Here is a 19287-nt window from a genome sequence, read left to right on the forward strand (position 1 = left end):
CATGAAATATATTTTTGAATGCATTGATGCACACACATGCGGTAACCCGGTAAGGTTGGTAGTAAAAGGTGGTCCGGAGTTACAGGGAAATAACATGAGTGAAAAACGCCAGCATTTTTTAAAGGAATTTGATTGGATTAGAAAAGGCCTGATGTTTGAACCACGCGGACACGACATGATGAGCGGAAGTATTCTATATCCGCCACACGATCCTGCCAATGACGTTGCAGTTTTATTTATTGAAACAAGTGGATGCCTCCCGATGTGCGGACATGGAACTATTGGCACAATCACCATTGCTATAGAAGAAGGGCTATTGACACCAAAAATTCCCGGCATCGTTCGCATGGAAGCTCCAGCCGGATTAGTAAAGATTGAATACAAAATGAAAGGCGATAAAGTTGCGTCAGTAAAACTTACGAATGTGCCATCATTTCTCGCAGCAGAAAATATCACCGTTGATTGTCCTGATCTTGGCAAACTCCACGTAGATGTCTCTTACGGCGGAAATTTTTATGCGATTGTAGATGTGCAGGAAAATTTTAAAGGTCTTGACAATTATACTGCCGATCAGTTAATAAGTTGGAGCAGGATAATGAGAAAGCGAATCAATGAAGAACATACATTCGTTCATCCCGAAAACGCAACGATCAATGGATGCTCGCATATTTTATGGACAGGCAAAACATTAGATGAAAGTTCTTCAGCAAGGAATGCCGTCTTTTATGGTGATAAAGCTATTGACCGCTCACCCTGCGGCACCGGTACATCAGCGAGAATGGCCCAATGGTTTGCAAAAGGAAAATTAAAACAAGGCGATATTTTTATTCATGAAAGTATTATTGGCTCTAAGTTTATTGGCACTATTGAAAAAATTACTGAAGTCGGAGGCAGGCCTGCCATTGTTCCGGGCATTGAGGGCTGGGCAAAAATTTACGGGCATAACGTAATAACAATAGACGAAGAAGATGACCCCTATGCTTTTGGGTTCCAGGTGATATGAATAACCATGATAAATTGTTTTATTGTTAAGTTATTAAGTTTGACTATTGAAAATTCGTAAAAGATAGATGGCTAAGATAATTGTAATCGGCGGCGGAATAATCGGCTTAAGCAGCGCTTATTATCTGCTACGGAAGGGACATCAAATAACTATCATCGATAAAACTGACATGCTCGATGGTTGTTCTTACGGCAATGCCGGCTACGTTAGTCCCAGTCATTTTGTTCCGTTAGCATCTCCGGGTATTGTAAAGCAAGGATTTAAATGGATGGCTGATTCGAAAAGCCCTTTCTATGTGCAGCCAAGGTTAAGCAAAAGTCTTGTGAACTGGGGAATGAAGTTTATCAGGTCGGCAACAAAAGCCAATGTCGATGCTTCGGCTATCCCTCTCCGTGATATTAATTTATTGAGCAAACAATTGTATGAAGATCTCTGCCATGTTCCAGGTTTTAACTTTTATTATGCGAACAAAGGAATGCTTGATTTTTTTAAAACAGATGCGAATGAACGTCACGCAGAAGAAATGGTTGAAGCGTCGAACAAATTAGGCCTCGAAGCAACACTTTTGAACAAACAGGAAGTGGAGCAAATGGAACCCGACCTCAACATGGACATCAAAGGCGCCGTTTATTTTAAATGCGATGCGCACATGTATCCAAATAAACTGATGAGGGATATGATCGCTTATCTTGGAACCAACGGTGTCACCAATAAAACCGGCGAAGAAGTGAAAAGTTTCATCAAAGAAGGCAATAATATCAAGGGAGTACGAACTAATACTTCTGAATATTTTGGAGAACACATCGTGTTAGCAGCAGGAGCATGGAGTGGCGAAGTAGCGGCTATGTTGCAGCTAAATATACCCATGGTGGGCGGCAGGGGCTATTCCATGACATTTGAAGATTTACCATTCAAAATAAAGCAACCGATTATTTTAAGCGAGGCTAGAATAGCATTAACGCCAATGGCTGAAAATAAAATCCGGTTTGGCGGAACTATGGAAATAACATCCACCAATACACCACCAAGAATGAATCGTGTTATGGGGATACTCGAATCGGTAAAAAAATATTTTCCTGATGTGGATTTACCTTTCCCCGAAAAAGATAAAATATGGTTTGGCTTCAGGCCATGCTCGGCCGACGGGCTACCTTATATCGGTAAAGTGAGCAAATATAATAACCTCGTTATCGCAAGTGGTCATGCTATGTTGGGATTAAGCCTTGGTCCCGCAACAGGAAGGTTAGTAAGTGAAATTGTTAGTAATGAAGCAACAAGCATCGACATTAAAGCTTTTAATCCCGATCGTTTTAATTAATCATTATTTGCTCTAAATTAAAACCACCTTTAATAGCCTTAATTCTAATCCTGTTTCGGCCTGCCGCCAGGTGAATATTTTTTACGATTACCGTTTGCCATGCGTCCCTAGCTCCTTTTTTTGTAACATCAACTTGATCCGCCAACATTTTTCCATTAGAACTTATAGAAAATTTACCATCATCATTCGAAGATGCGACAGCGAAATTGAAATTATAATTTCCACTTGCAGATACATCAATTGTGTATTGCAACCATTCACCATCTTCAATATGGCCGACATAATAAGTCTCGTATTTTGAAGAGTCTTGATAAATATCGACACCGTCATTGCGATAAACCCTGCCACGGTTGCCGGCGCTGTTTACTCCTGAAGAACGATAGTTTGCTGTATCCAAATCATAATAAGCAATACCATTTCTTCCTAAATCATAATCGACCGCATTGATAACTATACTGTCTTTAAGATGATGCAAACGATAAGGGATTGCTTTGGCTGAGAATGGTTGCCTGAACATACCATCAATAACATCTTTATGAAAAATATTATTTTCTTCTCTTGCATAAACCGCCAGTTCCAGCAATCCACTGTAGACATTACTTTCTTTCGGTTTTCTTCCGTTGCCATTCATATAATCCCTTACTGCATCATAATTTAAATTTGATCTTATTTCCAAAGGATTATTGGCGCCCATTTTCTTTAATGGCCACATAGACCAACCGATATTATTTTTTTCCAGCAAACGAATTTCTTCTGTGTACCAAACATTAGAATTCTCGCCAGTTTCGCCTAACCACACAGGAACGTTGTATTTATTTCTCGCATCAATAATTCGTTGAATATTTTCCGGTTTGTTATAATCCCAATATTTATGAAAACTCAACACCATGTTTTTATCCCAGGTCGGTAAAATTCCATTGTAGTTATTGCCCCATCCATTGCCTTCAATAATTATGAGATGATTTTTATCTACGGAACGAATTGCACTGGTTATTTTCTGAAACAACTCTCTTATTGGCGCATTGTTTTTTTCTTTAGTTCCATTACGATCATTTACCGTATCCGTAAAACCCCAATTAGGTTCATTCAAAATATCATAGCCGCCAATCCACGGTTCATTTTTATAACGATCGGCTAATTTTTTCCAAAGTGCTATTGTCTTTTGCTTATTAGCTTCGCTTTGCCACAAGGAAGGTTTTGTCGGGTCGCGATCAGAAATATTAATGTCGTTGCCTTGCCCGCCCGGCGCTGCATGCAAATCTAGTATGAGGTAGATGTGGTTGGCTTTACACCACGACAATAAACTGTCGGTTAACGCAAACCCTTTATCGAGCCAGGTATTCTCCCCTGCCACCGGTTCTTTGTCTACCGGTAACGTATAAAGGTTGTAATGCATCGGCAACCGTACTGAATTAAAACCCCACGCATGCATTGCATCAATATCTTTCTTTTGAATAAAATTATGCAACCACGCTTCATAGAATTCTTCGGTTTCTTCAGGTCCCATTAATTCTTCAATGCGTGACCTTATTTTATTTTGTTGCGCATCTTTATAAATTCCGAGCATATAGCCTTCCTGCAACATCCATCCACCCAGACCTTCTCCTCTTAACAGAACATTTTCTCCTTTTGCGTTTACAATTTTTTTCCCGTCAGCTTTTAAAAAGCCCTGGGCCGGTAGTTCATTAAAAACTATCAGCAATAAAAAAAAGCAAATGGTATGCTGAAAGATTTTCCCTGGAAATAATTTTGTGTACATCTTAAACTTTTTACCTACCCTAAATGACGAAACCATTTACCAAACATAGGTTGCCACCGCTTTTCCTTCTAATGTTGCCGAAGCATTTTTCCCTTTGTAACTAATCGTGAAAGTTTGCGGACTCTTATTATCATTCGCAACGATCAACACTTTTTTATTATTAGGTGTTGTAAATGCTACATTGGGCAATGTTTCAATATCGTTTGACGCAATACGGACAGAGCCGGGCCTTACAAACTTTGAAATATGGGCCATTGAATAATAAGCAATATTTCTCGTATAATCGTTGCCGTTAATAGTAACTGCGCCCTGGCACATGGAACAACCACCCCTGTCAGTATAGGGTTTAAAATCAGGGCCGGCAGCAAGATTCCATTCCAGCACATTGCGGCACCAGTTACGGGTAGCGCCGATAATAACACGACTCACAGGATCCGCAATGATCATTCTTGTTGTATCATGAAATTGAACCACCATTTGTTCCGTGAAATAAATATTCTTCCCGGGATGCGCATTGTGAACCACTGTGAATGCATTCACCTCTCCACCGTATAAATGAAATGCTGATCCATCAATATATTTTGCTGCTTCCGGATCATCCAAAATTGTTATGGGATAATCGGGCCTGTCTGCGTTATGATCGTAAATAAGAATCTTGGTTTTTATCCCTGCGGCTTTAAAGGCAGGCCCCAAATTATTTTTTACAAAATCTTTTTCTTCAGGAGCCGTTAACAAAAGGCTTGGATTATTACCGGGATGCAACGGTTCGTTCTGCACAGTTATCGCATCAATAATAATTCCTTCAGCTTTCATTCGCTGTATATATTTTACAAAATACTTTGCATACGCCGCATAGTATTCCGGCTTCAATCTGCCACCTCTTGTATCATCATTTGTTTTCATCCATTTAGGCGGCGACCATGGCGAACCCAAAATTTTTATAGAAGGATTAATCGCCAAAATTTCTTTCAATACCGGTATCACATCCTTTTTATCGGGGCCAAGATCGAACTTTTCCATATTGACATCAGTTTCGCCTTCCCGCAAATCATCGTAAGAAAACACATGATCATTTAAATCGGATGAACCAATGCTTATTCGCAGATAGCTTACGCCTATTGCATCACCTTTCGTTCCAAAAAGTTCATGTAATAAATTTGAACGGCTTTCAGCACTCATGTGTATGATAGGCGTGGCACTTCCGCCCGTCAATGCAAAACCAAAACCTACCATAGATTGATAGGCCGGCTTATCATCTACTGTAATTACGGGATTAGCGCCAGGTATGGCATCAAATTGAAGTTGCTTATCCAGGTGCCGAAACAAAAACGTTTTATCAGGATTCGTTAGCCAAACATCAATCCCATTCTTCGTCTGTGCATGTACGTTTGTAAACCCCGTTGCGAGAAAAAAAGCAACACAATATTTCAATTTATATTTCATTAAAAAGGATGCGTTAACGGAGTGCTTCAAAACTATTTCAGCTTTGAAACCTGGTCGTTATAAAATTTTACTGTTTCTATAACATCCGGCACGCTATGATACCAGTTAGATTCATGTTCTATAGAAAACATACCGCTGAAATGCTGGCGCTTCAATTCCTGGAATATTGGCGGAAAATCAATTACGCCTTTGCCGACAATGGTATCTTCCGCTTTTGTATCATCAAATTTTTTGATGTCTTTTAGATGTACGCCGAATATATGACCTTCCAGTTTTTTCAGGGCATCAACCGGGTTAATACCATTACGTGCCCAATGGCCCAGGTCAGCGCATGAACCAATATTTGGATGGCCAATAGTTGCCGCAAGAACAGAGTCCGGGCTCCAATAAACATTCGGTTTCGGATGATCGTGAATAGCCACTTTAATGCCATAAGCACCTGCCATACTATCAACCATATCCCATTGATTTTTGAGCGGCTCAGCCGTAATGTAGCTTAATCCAAATTCTTTGGCAAGATCAAAAGCTTTCGTCCATTCGTCACGTGTTTTAGGGACAATAACTCCCATGGCAACAATGCTTATACCTTTTTGCTGCAGCAACTGTTTTAATTTGGCTTTACTCTCATCGGTCATTTTTATACCAAAACTGTCTTTCATTCCTGCGCCTAGCGGCTGGCCCCAAAATGCTTCAATATATTTTACCCCGGCACTATCTACTTTATCAAGAGCGTCAGCAAAAGTGAACATTCTGAAAGTCCACATTTGGACACCAAGTTTCCAATTAGAAGTTACATCGGTTGAATCTGACGTTTTCATGGCCGTTGAATCAGTTGTGCCGGAATCTGTTTTTGATCCTGTGGAATTACATTGGATTAATGCAATCATGCATAATAAACCTGCAAGAGATAAAGCAATCTTTTTCATATGTGTGTTTTAATTTAAAAGGAAGCGGAAAGGTAATTATTAATGAGAAAATATTTCGCTTGCTCCATCTTTTAATCAATAAAAAAGAAAATATCTACTAATTATTTTTTGTAGAAACTGCCTGATTGCGGTGTCGTAAATTTATGATTGTTGGCGACCACGCAACCGATAACATAATAAGAACATTGGGATATCGTTATAATAATGAAATCAGAAACTAGATTTACTGGCCAAATCGCCCCCTAAATGTGGGGGCAATTTGAAAGGTCTTTCCCCGAATCTCCATCGTTCGTCTTCCTCATTAATTATTGTAATTGCTTTACCACTTTACAGTAATAATTCTTACATTGAACAATATTAGTTTTGCACAATATGTCTTTAATTCAACAGCCAGCGTACCTTATTACCATTATTTTATTATTAATTGTATTTTCTGAATGGCTCGCTCAGAAGAAATTCTTTAAACATCTTGGCTCCGTCTTGATTATTATAATCGGGGCAGCTATCTTGTCCAATCTCCGAATTATTCCATCATCTGATAATGCTCCTTCGTTATACGGAAAAATCTTCGAGTATGCTGCGCCGTTGGGGATATTTTTTTTATTGATTGATATACGAATTAAAGATCTCAAACTGGCAGGGCTTCCCATGATGCTAATGTTTTTTATTGGCGCAGCGGCGTCGATAGCGGGCGTAATTATTAGTTACAGGATCGTTTCTCCGCAACATCATATTGGCCAGGCTTATGCTGTTGCCGGCATGTTTACAGGAACTTATATCGGTGGCGGCGCTAATCTTAGCGCTGTAGCTTTACAATATGGTGTAAATAAAAACGGGAACCTCTTTGCGGCCGTTAATGCGGTAGATAATATCATCACGGCCGCCTGGATTTTTGTGACCATCTTTTTTCCACCGATTTTGCAAAAAGCCTTTCCGCGAAAAAAAATAATTCCCCCGGAGTTAAAGGGAATTACAGATGTCGACATCGATAGCTTTATCAGCCATGCAAGACCGGAGATAACAATCACGGATATTTCATTGCTACTGGCGCTTGGTTTTGGCAGTATGTTTATCGGGTCAATTGTTACAAAATACTTTCCCCAAATACCATCCATACTTGTATTGACTACGCTTGCATTAATATTTGCGCAAATTCCTTTTGTACAAAAATTAAAAGGTTCTAAAATTTTAGGACTGCTCATGATTATGATCTTTCTTGCAGTTATCGGCGCATTTTGCGATATCCGTGCACTAATGCAAAATGGTGAAGTAGCTGGCACGTTATTATTATGGGACACTATTCTTGTCTTAATACATGGCGTAATAATTTTTTCTATAGGTGGCCTGTTAAAACAAGATTGGGATATTGTGTCCATTGCAAGCAATGCAAATATCGCAGGTGCGACCACGGCGCCTGTATGTGCTGTAAGTCTTGGCCGTTCTGAACTCCAGCTACCGGGTATATTGGCAGGTTCTGTTGGAAATGCAATCGGAACCTATCTTGGAATTTTAATTGCAGAACTCTTGCGATAATAGCATCCATCAGCAGATGAAGTCTTTCTTATAGTAAAGTCAAACGTCGTTATTTTATACTTTTCTTTTTTGATGCTTTGGCTTTTTTGTTAAACTCCAGCGAGAGCCCAACCCAATAGTCAAAATCTTTTTTCGTTTTCATCCCTTCTTCGTTTACATAAACAAAACCTTTGTATTCTCTTCCTCGCATTACTACAGATCTGCATCCTTTCTTTTTAACAACTGCGTCGTGCAATTCAGGATCAATACGGCACATGATTTCATCATTGCTAACGCTAACGCACATTTTCCCATCTACCATAAATGTAATACCACGAAACATTTTCTTTTCCTCTACTTTAGATAAATGTGCAAGGGCGGTCCTCACTTTCACAGCGAGTTTTTCGTTGTAAGCCATGGTTATTAATATTTGTAATTCAAAACTAAATAATCATTGAATAAGTCTGCTTCGCAGAAGGCAACAAAATAAATTTTTTCAGGTCAGGCTATTCGTCACCTAAATATTTTAATACATAATTAATCATTAGCTTAGCCACCGTAAAAATTTGCAATGAATAAATTTGTTTTTACCACTTTAGTTTTACTTGTTATAACCGGCTGCAATCAGCCAACCTCAACTACGGCAAATATGAGCAATGCTTCTCTTAATAAAATGTTTGATAATTATTATGAAGACCGCATGAAATTGTACCCGATAGAGGCAACTCAAAACGGGGACAACCGGTATAATGACCAATTACCAATTTATATAACCGAATCGTTCAAAGACAAGCTGCATAATTTCTATACAAAATATTTAAATGAAGTTGAAAAATATGACAGATCAACACTCGACAAAAATGATTTGATCAGTTATGAAATTTTTGACCGCGAAATGAAAATGCAGTTAGAAGCATTGGATTTGAATATACTATATCCCTCAGAAATGGCCTGCATATACATTCCGTTCCAGCAGTTTTGGGGATTGCCCATCACGATGGGCCAATTAGGTTCCGGTGAAGGCATTCAGCCGTTTCAAACGGAAAATGATTATAGCAATTGGCTAAGCAGGATAAAACAATTTTCCGTGTGGAGCGATTCTGCAATTGCCGGTTTTAAAAAAGGCATCAAAGCAAAATATGTTTTACCAAAAGCAATTGTTTTGAAAATGATTCCGCAAATGGAAGCGATGACCATGACCGATTCATCTAAAAACATTTTCTATGGCCCGGTTAAAATGTTCCCGGCATCTTTCAGCGATTCATTAAAAAAAGAGATGTTCCAAAAATATGTTTATGCGATCAATACTTACATCATTCCGTCATATAAAAAACTTGGATCATTTTTAAAAGATGAATACCTGCCCGCCGCAAGAACTTCAACGGGATACAGCGCATTGCCGGGAGGGGAAAAAATTTATAATTATTTGGTAAGATACTGGACTACTACCAATAAAACACCGGATGAAATTTATAACACTGGCCTTGCCGAAGTAAAAAGAATAAGAAATGAAATGGAGAGAGTAAAAGATGAAACGGGTTTTAAAGGAGACCTAAAGTCATTTTTTGAATATATGAAAACGGATAAAAAGTTTATGCCTTTCAAAACGCCTGAAGATGTGTTGAATGCATTCAGAAATATAAAAAAGAGAATTGACCCTAACTTAAAGAAAATGTTTGGCCGCACACCAGGAACGCTTTTTGAAATAAAGCAAACCGAGGCGTTTCGTGCGGCCAGCGCCAGCGCTGAATACAACCCTGGTTCACCCGATGGAAGCAGGACGGGAATTTTTTATATACCCATTTTGAATGCGACAAAATTCAATACAACTTCCGGTATGGAATCACTTTTTTTACATGAAGCTATTCCCGGACATCATTACCAGATATCGTTACAACAGGAAGACACCAGCCTCCCAAAGTTCCGGCGCTTTGCATGGTATGGCGCTATGGGCGAAGGCTGGGCCTTGTATTGCGAATCGCTGGGAAAAGAATTGGGCTTATATACGGACCCTTATCAATACATGGGCGCATTGGGCGATGACATTCATCGAGGCATAAGACTGGTGGTTGACGTAGGAATGCATTTGAAAGGAATGACGAGAGAGGAAGCCATTAAATATATGATGGATAATGAAGCTATAAGCGAACAGGGCGCTACCGCTGAAATAGAACGCTATATGGTAATACCGGGACAGGCATTAAGTTATAAAATTGGCGCATTAAAAATAAGAGAGCTTAGAGAAAAATATGAAAAACAATTGGGTGACAAGTTTAAGCTTTCAGATTTTCATGATGAATTATTGAAAGATGGGGTAATGCCGTTAGATATACTGGAAAGTAAAATGGATGCATGGGCGGAAAGCGTTAAATGATATTTAAGGCGATCATTTAAAGCTCATCTTGCTGAAAAAATTATGCTTTATTATAAACTTTCAAAACCGGTTCCCGAAGAACACTGGCTTCATCTGTACAATGCCAGTAAATAACGTCAGCTATCGCTTCAGGTTTTACCCAATTGTCGAAGTTAGCATCAGGCATCGATTTGCGGTTAGGAACTGTATCGATTGTACTTGGCACGACTACACTGGTAACAACATTTTTTCCTTTTGCCTCCTGGTTCATTAATTCGGCCAAGCGAAAAATCAACGACTTGGCGAGACCATAAGCTACCATGCCTTTCCCATTCCTCGCATCGAGACCAGGCTTCGACCCGATTATAAAAATTCTTCCGTTATTATTTTGCATCATTTCAATAAATACCGGCCGGGCCACATTGTAAGCAGTTTCAAAATTTAATTTGTATTGTTTTTCGATATCAGTTGTTTTTGTATCGGCTATGGTGCCCATTGCAAAACCACCAACTGTTAATACCGCAACATCTATATTTTTATGTTTTGAAATCACTGACTCAACAAATTTACCCGATGCATCTTCATCACCAAGATCCACAATAATTTTTTCAAATTTGTCAGCGGGAAAATCAAGTTGGGTAGTGTCAGAAGGAATTGCCGTTCCAATTACAAAATATCCCTCATCAATAAATTTTTTTACAACCGCTTGCCCCATGTTACCGGTAGCTCCTGTTACAATTGCTGTTTTCATATGTGATCAATTTATGTGTAAAATATCATTCCAAAATTATGTATCCTAAGTTTATATTCTTAATTATTCTTACATTTAACACCCGCGACTGCTGATGTGACTTAACCAAGAATTTTATTTCATGCACTTAACACCAAGAGAAACCGAAAAATTATTATTATTTCTCGCTGGAGAACTGGCAGAGAAACGCAAGGCCCGCGGACTCAAATTGAATTACCCTGAGTCAATAGCACTCATCAGCAGCCGGCTGCAGGAAGCCGCCCGTGACGGAAGAACTGTCGCCGACCTAATGCAATATGGTGCGACCATTTTAACCCGTGAAGACGTAATGAAAGGAATACCCGAAATGATCCACGAAGTACAAATTGAAGCCACGTTTCCCGATGGAACTAAACTGGTAACAGTCCATGATCCGATCAGGTAAATTGTAATTAAAAATTAAGATTTATGATACCTGGAGAATATTTTGTTGGAACGAAAGATATTGAATGCAATGTGGGGCGCAAAACGGTTATCGTTGCGGTTGCGAATACAGGCGACAGGCCGGTACAGGTTGGTTCTCATTTTCATTTTTTTGAAGTAAACAGGCAGTTGGAATTTGATCGCGAAAAGGCATTTGGAATGCGATTAAATATTGCCGCAGGCACCGCGGTCCGGTTTGAGCCGGGCGAGGAAAAAGAAGTAGAATTGGTTGCTGTCGCAGGAAATAAAAAAATATTCAGTATCAATAATCTTGTGAATGGAAATCTAGATGATAAAGATGTAAAACAAACCGCCTTAGGTAAATTATCAACCTTACATTTTAAAAATAAAAAAGCATGAGCCTTCATATCAACAGGATAAAGTATGCAAACATGTATGGGCCTACTGTTGGTGACAAAGTAAGATTGGGCGATACCGATCTTATCATTGAAGTGGAAAAGGATTATACAATCTATGGCGAAGAAAATAAATTTGGCGGTGGCAAAACAATCCGCGATGGCATGTCGCAATCATCCACAAAAAAAAGAAATGAAGGCGTACTCGATTTTTTAATTACAAGTGCATTAATAATAGATCACTGGGGAATTGTAAAAGCAGATATAGGAATAAAAGACGGTAAAATTGTCGGCATCGGCAAGGCAGGCAACCCGGATATAACGGATGGCGTAAACGCAAATATGATTGTAGGCGCCTCAACAGAAGTGCATGGCGGCGCCGGTTTAATTGTTACACCCGGCGGTATAGATTCACACATCCATTTCATTTGCCCGCAATTAATTGATCATGCATTATTCAGCGGTATTACCACCATGTTAGGCGGCGGCACCGGGCCTGCAGATGGCACTAACGCAACGACGGTTACCCCGGGCGCGTGGAACCTTCAAAAAATGCTCGAGAGTGCCGATGCATTCCCGATGAACCTGGGTTTTTTAGGCAAAGGAAATTGCGGAACAACAGGGCCTCTGGTTGAACAAGTGGAAGCCGGTGCAATCGGACTTAAAATTCATGAAGACTGGGGATCAACTCCTGCTGTAATTGACGCAGCCTTGCGGGTTGCCGATGCGCTGGATGTGCAGGTCGCCATCCATACCGACACATTAAATGAAGCTGGTTTTTTAGAAGATACCATTAATGCAATTAAAGGAAGAACGATTCATACTTATCATACTGAAGGCGCCGGGGGCGGTCATGCTCCCGATATTATTAAGGCCGCGATGTATCCAAACATTTTACCTTCATCAACTAATCCTACGAGGCCATATACGGTTAATACCATTGATGAGCATTTAGACATGCTGATGGTTTGCCATCATTTGGATAAATCAGTTCCGGAAGACGTTGCTTTTGCGGATAGCCGAATCCGTCCGGAGACAATTGCCGCAGAAGATATTTTACATGACATGGGTGTTTTTAGTATGATGAGTTCTGACAGCCAGGCGATGGGCCGCGTAGCCGAAGTAGTAACAAGAACCTGGCAAACGGCAGATAAAATGAAAAAGCAAAGAGGCTTTTTACCTGAAGACGAAAAAAATAACAATGATAATTTCAGGGTAAAAAGATATGTGGCGAAATATACCATTAACCCGGCAATAACACATGGCATATCCGGTTATGTGGGCTCCATAGAAGTTGGAAAGTTTGCTGACCTGGTGCTTTGGAAGCCAGCATTGTTCGGCGCCAAGCCGGAAACGATAATTAAAGGCGGCATGATCATCGCCAGCAGGATGGGTGATCCCAATGCCTCTATTCCTACTCCACAACCTGTAATTTACCGGCACATGTTTGGCGCCTACGGCAAAGCGTTATACAATACCTGTTTTACTTTCGTTTCACAAATCTCAATCGACAATGGAGTTGTTCCATCATATAATTTACAAAAGCAAATTCTGCCCGTGAAAAATTGCAGGAACATTGGTAAAAAAGATTTGATACATAATGATAAAACTCCACAAATTGATGTAAATCCCGAAACCTATGAAGTAAAAGTAGATGGCGAACACATAACCTGCGAACCTATGAGCGAAGTTTCACTTGCCCAACGTTATTTTTTATTTTAAACAAATTAATCAATGATAATTGTAAAAGAAAAATCAGGTAACATTTACTCATCGGTTAATGACAACCGCGATATAGATGCGCTGCAAATTGAATGGCATGAGGCAAGAAAACGTATACTTCATAAAGAAACAAAACAGGGCAGAGCGATTTGCATAAAATTTATGAGGGAAAATCCTGATTTAAAAGAAGGCGATATTTTATTCCAGGATGACAAAATCACAATTGCCGTTGAAATCATTCCCTGCGAATGCATTGTTCTGAAACCTTCAAATATGCGTGAGGCTGCAGCCGTTTCCTATGAAATTGGTAACCGGCATTTACCGCTATTTTATGAAGCTGATGAATTACTGGTTCCATACGATGTTCCCCTCTACAACCTGTTGGTCACGTTAGGTTACACTATAAATATAGAAGAAAGAAAATTAAACTGCTCCTTTCAAACAACCGTTCTACCGCATCTACAGGTAGGCATGGCTGATAGCCTGCTAGACAAGATTCACCATTTTACAACTTCGTTATAAATGTATCCCGATAGCCTTTTGCAATTGCTGCATGTAAGCGATTCAGCCTTACCAATTGGCGGATTTTCACATTCATCGGGACTGGAAACGTATGTGCAGGGCGGAACTGTCAATGATAAAGTTTCTGCCAAAGAATTTGTGATTCAGCAACTCTCACAAAATATTTTTTATACAGATGCCGCTTTATTATCGTTAGCTTATGATGCAGCATGTAATAACGATTTAGAAACCATCATTGAACTGGACAACCTTTGTACCGCTGTTAAACTGCCCCGGGAAATAAGGCTTGCCAGTAATAAATTGGGTGTTCGTCTATTAAAAATATTTGAAAACAATGATGCATTTGTTTTGCCAAAAAAATATAAAGAATGTATCCTTAACAATGAGGCTTTCGGCCATTACTGTATTTCCTTTGGCATATTATCGTATGCAATGAATATTGATAAACAACAGGCCCTCACCGGGTTTTATTATAATGCCGCCAATGGATTTATAACAAATTCAGTAAAGCTAATTCCGTTGGGTCAGCAGGACGGACAGGAAATATTAAGATCGTTATTTCCATTCATAAATGAATTAGCCAATCAAAGTTTACTACCCGATAAAGATATGGTTGGCTATTGCTGTGCAGGCTTCGATATCCGTTGCATGCAACATGAACAACTATATTCGCGGTTATACATGTCTTAAAAATGAAAGAAAGAAATTATATCAAAATTGGTATCGCAGGTCCCGTAGGATCAGGCAAAACAGCATTAATCGAAAGATTATCAAGAGCTATGTATAACGATTACAGCATCGGCGTAATCACCAATGATATTTATACTAAAGAAGACGCGGAGTTTCTTACAAAAAACAGCTTGCTTCCAGTTGAAAGAATTATCGGCGTGGAAACAGGCGGTTGTCCGCATACAGCTATCCGCGAAGATGCAAGTATGAACCTGGAAGCAGTAGAAGAAATGGCAACCCGCATTCCTGGTGTTGAAATAATTTTTATTGAAAGTGGTGGTGATAATCTTTCGGCAACTTTTAGCCCGGACCTTGCTGATGTTACCATTTTTGTTATTGATGTTGCAGAAGGCGATAAGATTCCCCGCAAAGGCGGCCCCGGAATTACAAGAAGCGATTTACTGGTGATTAATAAAATTGACCTGGCGCCTTATGTTCATGCCGATCTTGCCATAATGGAACATGACGCAAGAAAAATGCGTAAAGGCAACCCGTTTGTTTTTACTAATCTTATGGATGGCACCGGACTTGATAGTGTAATCGGCTGGATTAAAAAATATGCCTTGGTTGAAAAAACAAAAGAACCTATGCTATGCCGTTAGATAACCATTTACATATTGCAGCGGCATATAAAAATGACAGAACATTTTTAAAACACTGTTTCTATAAACAACCCTTCAAATTAGCTAACATTACCGAGAATAAGTCTGACGGGTTATTGCGGCTGATGATTACAAGTTCGTCTCCCGGTATATTGAGTAATGATAATTATAATATTGAAATTGAAATTGAAGAAAATGCAAATGTTCATTTAACAACGCAAGGCTATCAAAGGCTTTTTACAATGGCTGATGCTGCAAGTCAATCTATGAACGTGCATGTGGCTAATAACGGATCATTCACATTCTTGCCGCATCCAAATGTACCACACGAAGCATCCAGCTTTTCATCATTCAATAATATTTATTTACAAAAAAAGCATAGTCTTGTTTGGAGTGAAGTTATCACCTGCGGAAGAAAATTAAGTGGCGAAGAATTTAAGTTTACAAGGTTTCAAAACGTTACTAACGTTTATTTGAATAAAAAATTAATTGTAAGAGAAAATGTTTTGATCGAGCCCGCTAAAAGAAATATCTATGCCATTGGGCAACTGGAAGGATATACCCACCAATCAACTTTATTATTTATAAATGATTCAATTGATATGAAAGGACTATTCGAAGAGAGCAAAAAACTTTTATCCTCAATTGACAACATTCTTTTTGGTATTTCCATGCTTCCTGTAAATGGATTAATCTTTCGTATTTTGGGTTATAAGGCCGAACAGCTATTTGATTGTAATAAGAGATTGGCTGCGTTCATACTTAAAGAAAATTTACATGAAAATGAATATCATTGAAAACAAAATTTACGAGATTAGAGGACAAAAGATAATGCTTGATTTGACCTTGCCACTTTGTATGAGGTAGAAACACGGGTCTTAAACCAGGCCATTAAACGAAACCTGGAAAGTTTTCCGATCGATTTTATGTTTCAACTTACTGCGAAAGAGTGGATTACAATCTCATCATCACAAAATGTGATGATGGAAAAACTGCCTAAAAACAGAACTGGTAAATATCGGCCATACGCATTTACCGAACATGGCGTAACCATGCTTGCCAGTGTATTGAAGAGTCCAAAAGCGAGGCAGATGAATATTGCCATCGTAAGAGCATTCGTCGCTTTGCGCAAATTTGCTCTCAGCTATAAAGAACTTGCGGAGCAAATTAAAATAATAATGGACAGGCAAGATGGCGTTGACGGACAACTATCACAGATTTATGATGCCTTGGAAAATCTATTGGATAAAAAAACTGATGAAGAATCAAAACTTACCAAATGGAAAAACCGGGAACGCATTGGCTTTAAAACGAATAACTAATTACAACAACCAATAGTATTCAAAATTGCCCGCCTTTAAAATATTTTACCAGATCATTTAACTTTGGATTTTCAATTAATCTTTTATCAATCCTTCTTAATAATGTATCTGAAATAAACCAGTTCATGGCATAGGAAGGTTCAGTACCAAATGCACCACCTGTTGCATTGTGACTATATTCAGCCGAATCCTTATACAATGAAATCCGGTTATAATTGGCATGATGGCCACCAAATTCATTAATGTCATTAATGTAATTTATTAGCCTCATATCATTAACCGTCGTTTGCATATCATAAGCTCCCGCAATGGTAAGAACCGGGCTCATTAAATCATTCCTGATAGGAGCAACAGGCTGAAGAGTGGCATTTTGATCGACAGGGCTGTTAACAATATGTAATATCGTAAAACGTAACTTTTTTATTTGCGGGTACAGTTTACCGTTAGCGAGGCTATCTTCCTTTTCAATATTTAAAATTCCCCTGATCGTTTCCTGGATTACGCCTGCACCGGAATTATCGAAATAACCACCGTCAACAAAATAACTATTGGCAATTCTTCCTGCCGGACTCAGGTAAGGAAATCTTGCGCCAAGAATGGCACCGGATGTTATGCTGATATCTTTGTTTGCACCTAGCAAACCTACTACATCTATTCGTTCGTTATAAATTCCCGAATCGGGTTTAAGGTTGGTAACAATTCCAGGATTGCCATCCTGCATCCTTGTAGTGTTTACAAAAAGTACGGGGAGATAAACATTGCCATCTCGCATTGCGGGGAACTTCGAAAAATCGTCATAGAATGGAACCTGGTAAGCGCTGTCATTTGTTTTATGGGAAGATTCCTCAAAAGACATTTCCAAAGCGGCGGCCCTGTCTTTAAGTGCGCTTACATGAAATATGTAATTGAAAAAATCAGGGCCAAGCATCCTTGCAAAAGTGTAGGTAAAATAATCCTGTTTTAGAAATGCACTTGCCGATTTTGCATAAAGCGGATCCGTTCGTAATTGTTTATCTCTTAGTAATGAAAAAAAAGTTGCGACACCTACCCCACCACCTGATGTTCCGGATAAACAAAAAACATGATCAGAAAACCTGTTCGATTTGTTACCAGCAAGGGATGCATCTTCTAATCTTCCCAACACTCCCGAAGTCCAATAGCCGGAGCGTGACGCCCCACCATTAGACATTACAAAATACACATCATACCCAACAGAATCCGGTACTGAAGCTATATTCCTGTTCTTAAGCCACGCCGTTAGATAAGTTCTTAAATCAGGCCTTAACACATAATTATTACCCGTTGGCAAATCAATTGTTCTAACATAATGCGTTTCGCCAAAGCCAAGTATAAATGCTAATATCAAAAGCATAAAGTGAAAATTCACCTTATACTTTACAGAGAAAGCTGTTACTATATTTCCGAAGGCAAGCAACACGGCAAAGGCAAGAATAATAAAAGGAAACGGCCCGATGTTTCGTGCAAACGTCAACCATATTATTGACGCTATGTATAAGATGATACCTGCACTTCCCATAAATAAAAACCACCTGAAATATCCAGACTCTTTACGCGGAATACAAAAATAATCCATCAACCTTTCGGCCAGATTTGGCGCCTTCACTGTTTGAGCCTGGGTTAGCATTTTCGTTTGCGCCTTTTTTTCCATGCGCACCCTGCGAAGATTTATGTATAAAATAAAAACAACATGAAATAAAATGAGCAGGGCAAAGAGCGTGAAGATGTGAATGGTGATGAATAAGCTTGTGATAACTATCAACACAATTAATATAAAGAGCAACGCATAAAATATTTTTCTGAATATCGGTTTCGTTGCCAGGTCATCATTAACCCATTTATTTATGTACCGAATAATGATCAATAAAATAAAAAACGAAATCCATGCTGCCGTGGAACTAATTGGATGCCTCAATACAGGCGATTGCAGCACTGCGAGTTCCAGAACTAAAAAGCAACTATTTCCAACAATACGTGGAACCTCGTCAAGGAAACTCTTACCAATTTCAAAAAATTGATTACGTTCAGCGTAGTCTCTTTCCGCTTCTTCGCTTTTCACACCCGATATCAATTGCACATCGTCTTCCTCTCTTGTCTTTTTTATGTAAGAAATAATTCTTGCAGAATACCAGCTTACATAGGCCCAGAAGCCAATTGCCACAAAAAATATGATGCGGGTATAATTGATCGAAAAAATTGTTCGCGATGTATTTTCAGTAAAAGCAACAAGAATATCTTTTCCTTGTCCCGCCACCCAAAAGCAAAAGATAGCAAACAATAAGAATATCATTCCGGGGAAAAAAAGCCATGCCGATTTTAGTAACTGAGAAATAAATCTCAGTGAACGGGATAAAAACTGCTTCATAATAAAATTTTAGGTGATGGGGAATTACTGCAAATCGTAGTCGAATTTAGTTAAAGGTTTTTTTAAAAGCAACAGTACTTCTATTTGTGGAGTTATTGTAATGAAAATCCAATGGTGCTGAAAT

18 protein-coding genes are annotated in these 19287 nt (G+C 39.0%); 12 read left to right on the forward strand and 6 right to left on the reverse strand.

Annotated features, from left to right (window positions below; genetic code table 11):
* The first annotated feature begins 1 nt into the window (after position 1).
* Positions 2–1003 (forward strand): 4-hydroxyproline epimerase, encoded by a 1002-nt coding sequence (locus tag ACO1O5_RS11950; protein ID WP_486270473.1) that lies wholly within the window; start codon positions 2–4, stop codon positions 1001–1003.
* Between the two features lie 67 nt (positions 1004–1070).
* A complete protein-coding gene (locus ACO1O5_RS11955) occupies positions 1071–2321 on the forward strand; it encodes an NAD(P)/FAD-dependent oxidoreductase (RefSeq protein ID WP_486270475.1) in 1251 nt (416 codons plus the stop codon).
* On the opposite strand, the gene ACO1O5_RS11960 is transcribed toward ACO1O5_RS11955, so the two are convergent.
* Genes ACO1O5_RS11960 through ACO1O5_RS11970 form a run of 3 tightly spaced genes read right to left on the reverse strand, consistent with a single transcriptional unit; the run spans position 2314 to position 6449 of the window.
* A complete protein-coding gene (locus ACO1O5_RS11960) occupies positions 2314–4080 on the reverse strand; it encodes a cellulase family glycosylhydrolase (protein WP_486270477.1) in 1767 nt (588 codons plus the stop codon). The genes ACO1O5_RS11955 and ACO1O5_RS11960 overlap by 8 nt on opposite strands.
* A 36-nt stretch (positions 4081–4116) precedes the next feature.
* On the reverse strand, positions 4117–5523 hold the full coding sequence (locus tag ACO1O5_RS11965) for a glycoside hydrolase family 30 protein (protein ID WP_486270479.1): 1407 nt from the start codon (positions 5521–5523) through the stop codon (positions 4117–4119).
* A gap of 32 nt (positions 5524–5555) precedes the next feature.
* The gene (locus ACO1O5_RS11970) at positions 5556–6449 is read right to left on the reverse strand and encodes a sugar phosphate isomerase/epimerase family protein (protein ID WP_486270481.1); all 894 of its coding nucleotides are present in this window, start codon (positions 6447–6449) and stop codon (positions 5556–5558) included.
* A gap of 372 nt (positions 6450–6821) precedes the next feature.
* Between ACO1O5_RS11970 and ACO1O5_RS11975 the strand changes: the two genes are divergently transcribed.
* Complete coding sequence (locus ACO1O5_RS11975) at positions 6822–7982, forward strand: DUF819 family protein (RefSeq protein WP_486270483.1); 1161 nt, start codon at positions 6822–6824, stop codon at positions 7980–7982.
* Positions 7983–8031: 49 nt separating this feature from the next.
* Here ACO1O5_RS11975 and ACO1O5_RS11980 read toward each other — a convergent pair whose 3' ends face one another.
* A complete protein-coding gene (locus ACO1O5_RS11980; RefSeq protein ID WP_486270485.1) occupies positions 8032–8379 on the reverse strand; it encodes a TfoX/Sxy family protein in 348 nt (115 codons plus the stop codon).
* Between the two features lie 153 nt (positions 8380–8532).
* Between ACO1O5_RS11980 and ACO1O5_RS11985 the strand changes: the two genes are divergently transcribed.
* The gene (locus ACO1O5_RS11985) at positions 8533–10335 is read left to right on the forward strand and encodes a DUF885 domain-containing protein (RefSeq protein ID WP_486270487.1); all 1803 of its coding nucleotides are present in this window, start codon (positions 8533–8535) and stop codon (positions 10333–10335) included.
* 40 nt (positions 10336–10375) lie between these two features.
* Here the strand turns inward: ACO1O5_RS11985 and ACO1O5_RS11990 are convergent, their stop codons facing one another.
* Positions 10376–11065, reverse strand: coding sequence for an SDR family NAD(P)-dependent oxidoreductase (locus ACO1O5_RS11990; protein ID WP_486270489.1), 690 nt, complete (start codon positions 11063–11065; stop codon positions 10376–10378).
* Between the two features lie 121 nt (positions 11066–11186).
* Between ACO1O5_RS11990 and ureA the strand changes: the two genes are divergently transcribed.
* From ureA to ACO1O5_RS12030, 8 genes are read left to right on the forward strand one after another with little or no spacing between them, the layout of a single operon-like run.
* A complete protein-coding gene (gene ureA, locus ACO1O5_RS11995) occupies positions 11187–11489 on the forward strand; it encodes an urease subunit gamma (RefSeq protein ID WP_486270491.1) in 303 nt (100 codons plus the stop codon).
* Between the two features lie 23 nt (positions 11490–11512).
* On the forward strand, positions 11513–11887 hold the full coding sequence (ureB, locus tag ACO1O5_RS12000) for an urease subunit beta (RefSeq protein WP_486270492.1): 375 nt from the start codon (positions 11513–11515) through the stop codon (positions 11885–11887).
* The gene (ureC, locus tag ACO1O5_RS12005; protein ID WP_486270494.1) at positions 11884–13605 is read left to right on the forward strand and encodes an urease subunit alpha; all 1722 of its coding nucleotides are present in this window, start codon (positions 11884–11886) and stop codon (positions 13603–13605) included. Before ureB ends, ureC begins: the two co-directional genes overlap by 4 nt.
* Before the next feature lie 12 nt (positions 13606–13617).
* Positions 13618–14127, forward strand: coding sequence for an urease accessory protein UreE (locus ACO1O5_RS12010; RefSeq protein ID WP_486270496.1), 510 nt, complete (start codon positions 13618–13620; stop codon positions 14125–14127).
* On the forward strand, positions 14128–14817 hold the full coding sequence (locus tag ACO1O5_RS12015) for an urease accessory protein UreF (RefSeq protein WP_486270498.1): 690 nt from the start codon (positions 14128–14130) through the stop codon (positions 14815–14817).
* A 2-nt stretch (positions 14818–14819) separates the two neighbouring features.
* Positions 14820–15458 carry an urease accessory protein UreG gene (gene ureG, locus ACO1O5_RS12020; RefSeq protein WP_486270500.1) on the forward strand — a complete coding sequence of 213 codons (639 nt, stop codon included), beginning with the start codon at positions 14820–14822 and terminating at the stop codon, positions 15456–15458.
* Entirely contained in the window at positions 15449–16255 is an 807-nt protein-coding gene (locus tag ACO1O5_RS12025) for an urease accessory protein UreD (RefSeq protein WP_486270502.1), read from the forward strand. Before ureG ends, ACO1O5_RS12025 begins: the two co-directional genes overlap by 10 nt.
* A gap of 57 nt (positions 16256–16312) precedes the next feature.
* Positions 16313–16780, forward strand: coding sequence for an ORF6N domain-containing protein (locus ACO1O5_RS12030; RefSeq protein WP_486270504.1), 468 nt, complete (start codon positions 16313–16315; stop codon positions 16778–16780).
* A 19-nt stretch (positions 16781–16799) separates the two neighbouring features.
* Here ACO1O5_RS12030 and ACO1O5_RS12035 read toward each other — a convergent pair whose 3' ends face one another.
* On the reverse strand, positions 16800–19163 hold the full coding sequence (locus tag ACO1O5_RS12035) for a patatin-like phospholipase family protein (RefSeq protein ID WP_486270506.1): 2364 nt from the start codon (positions 19161–19163) through the stop codon (positions 16800–16802).
* Positions 19164–19287 lie beyond the last annotated feature (124 nt).

The organism is Ginsengibacter sp., assembly GCF_057362405.1.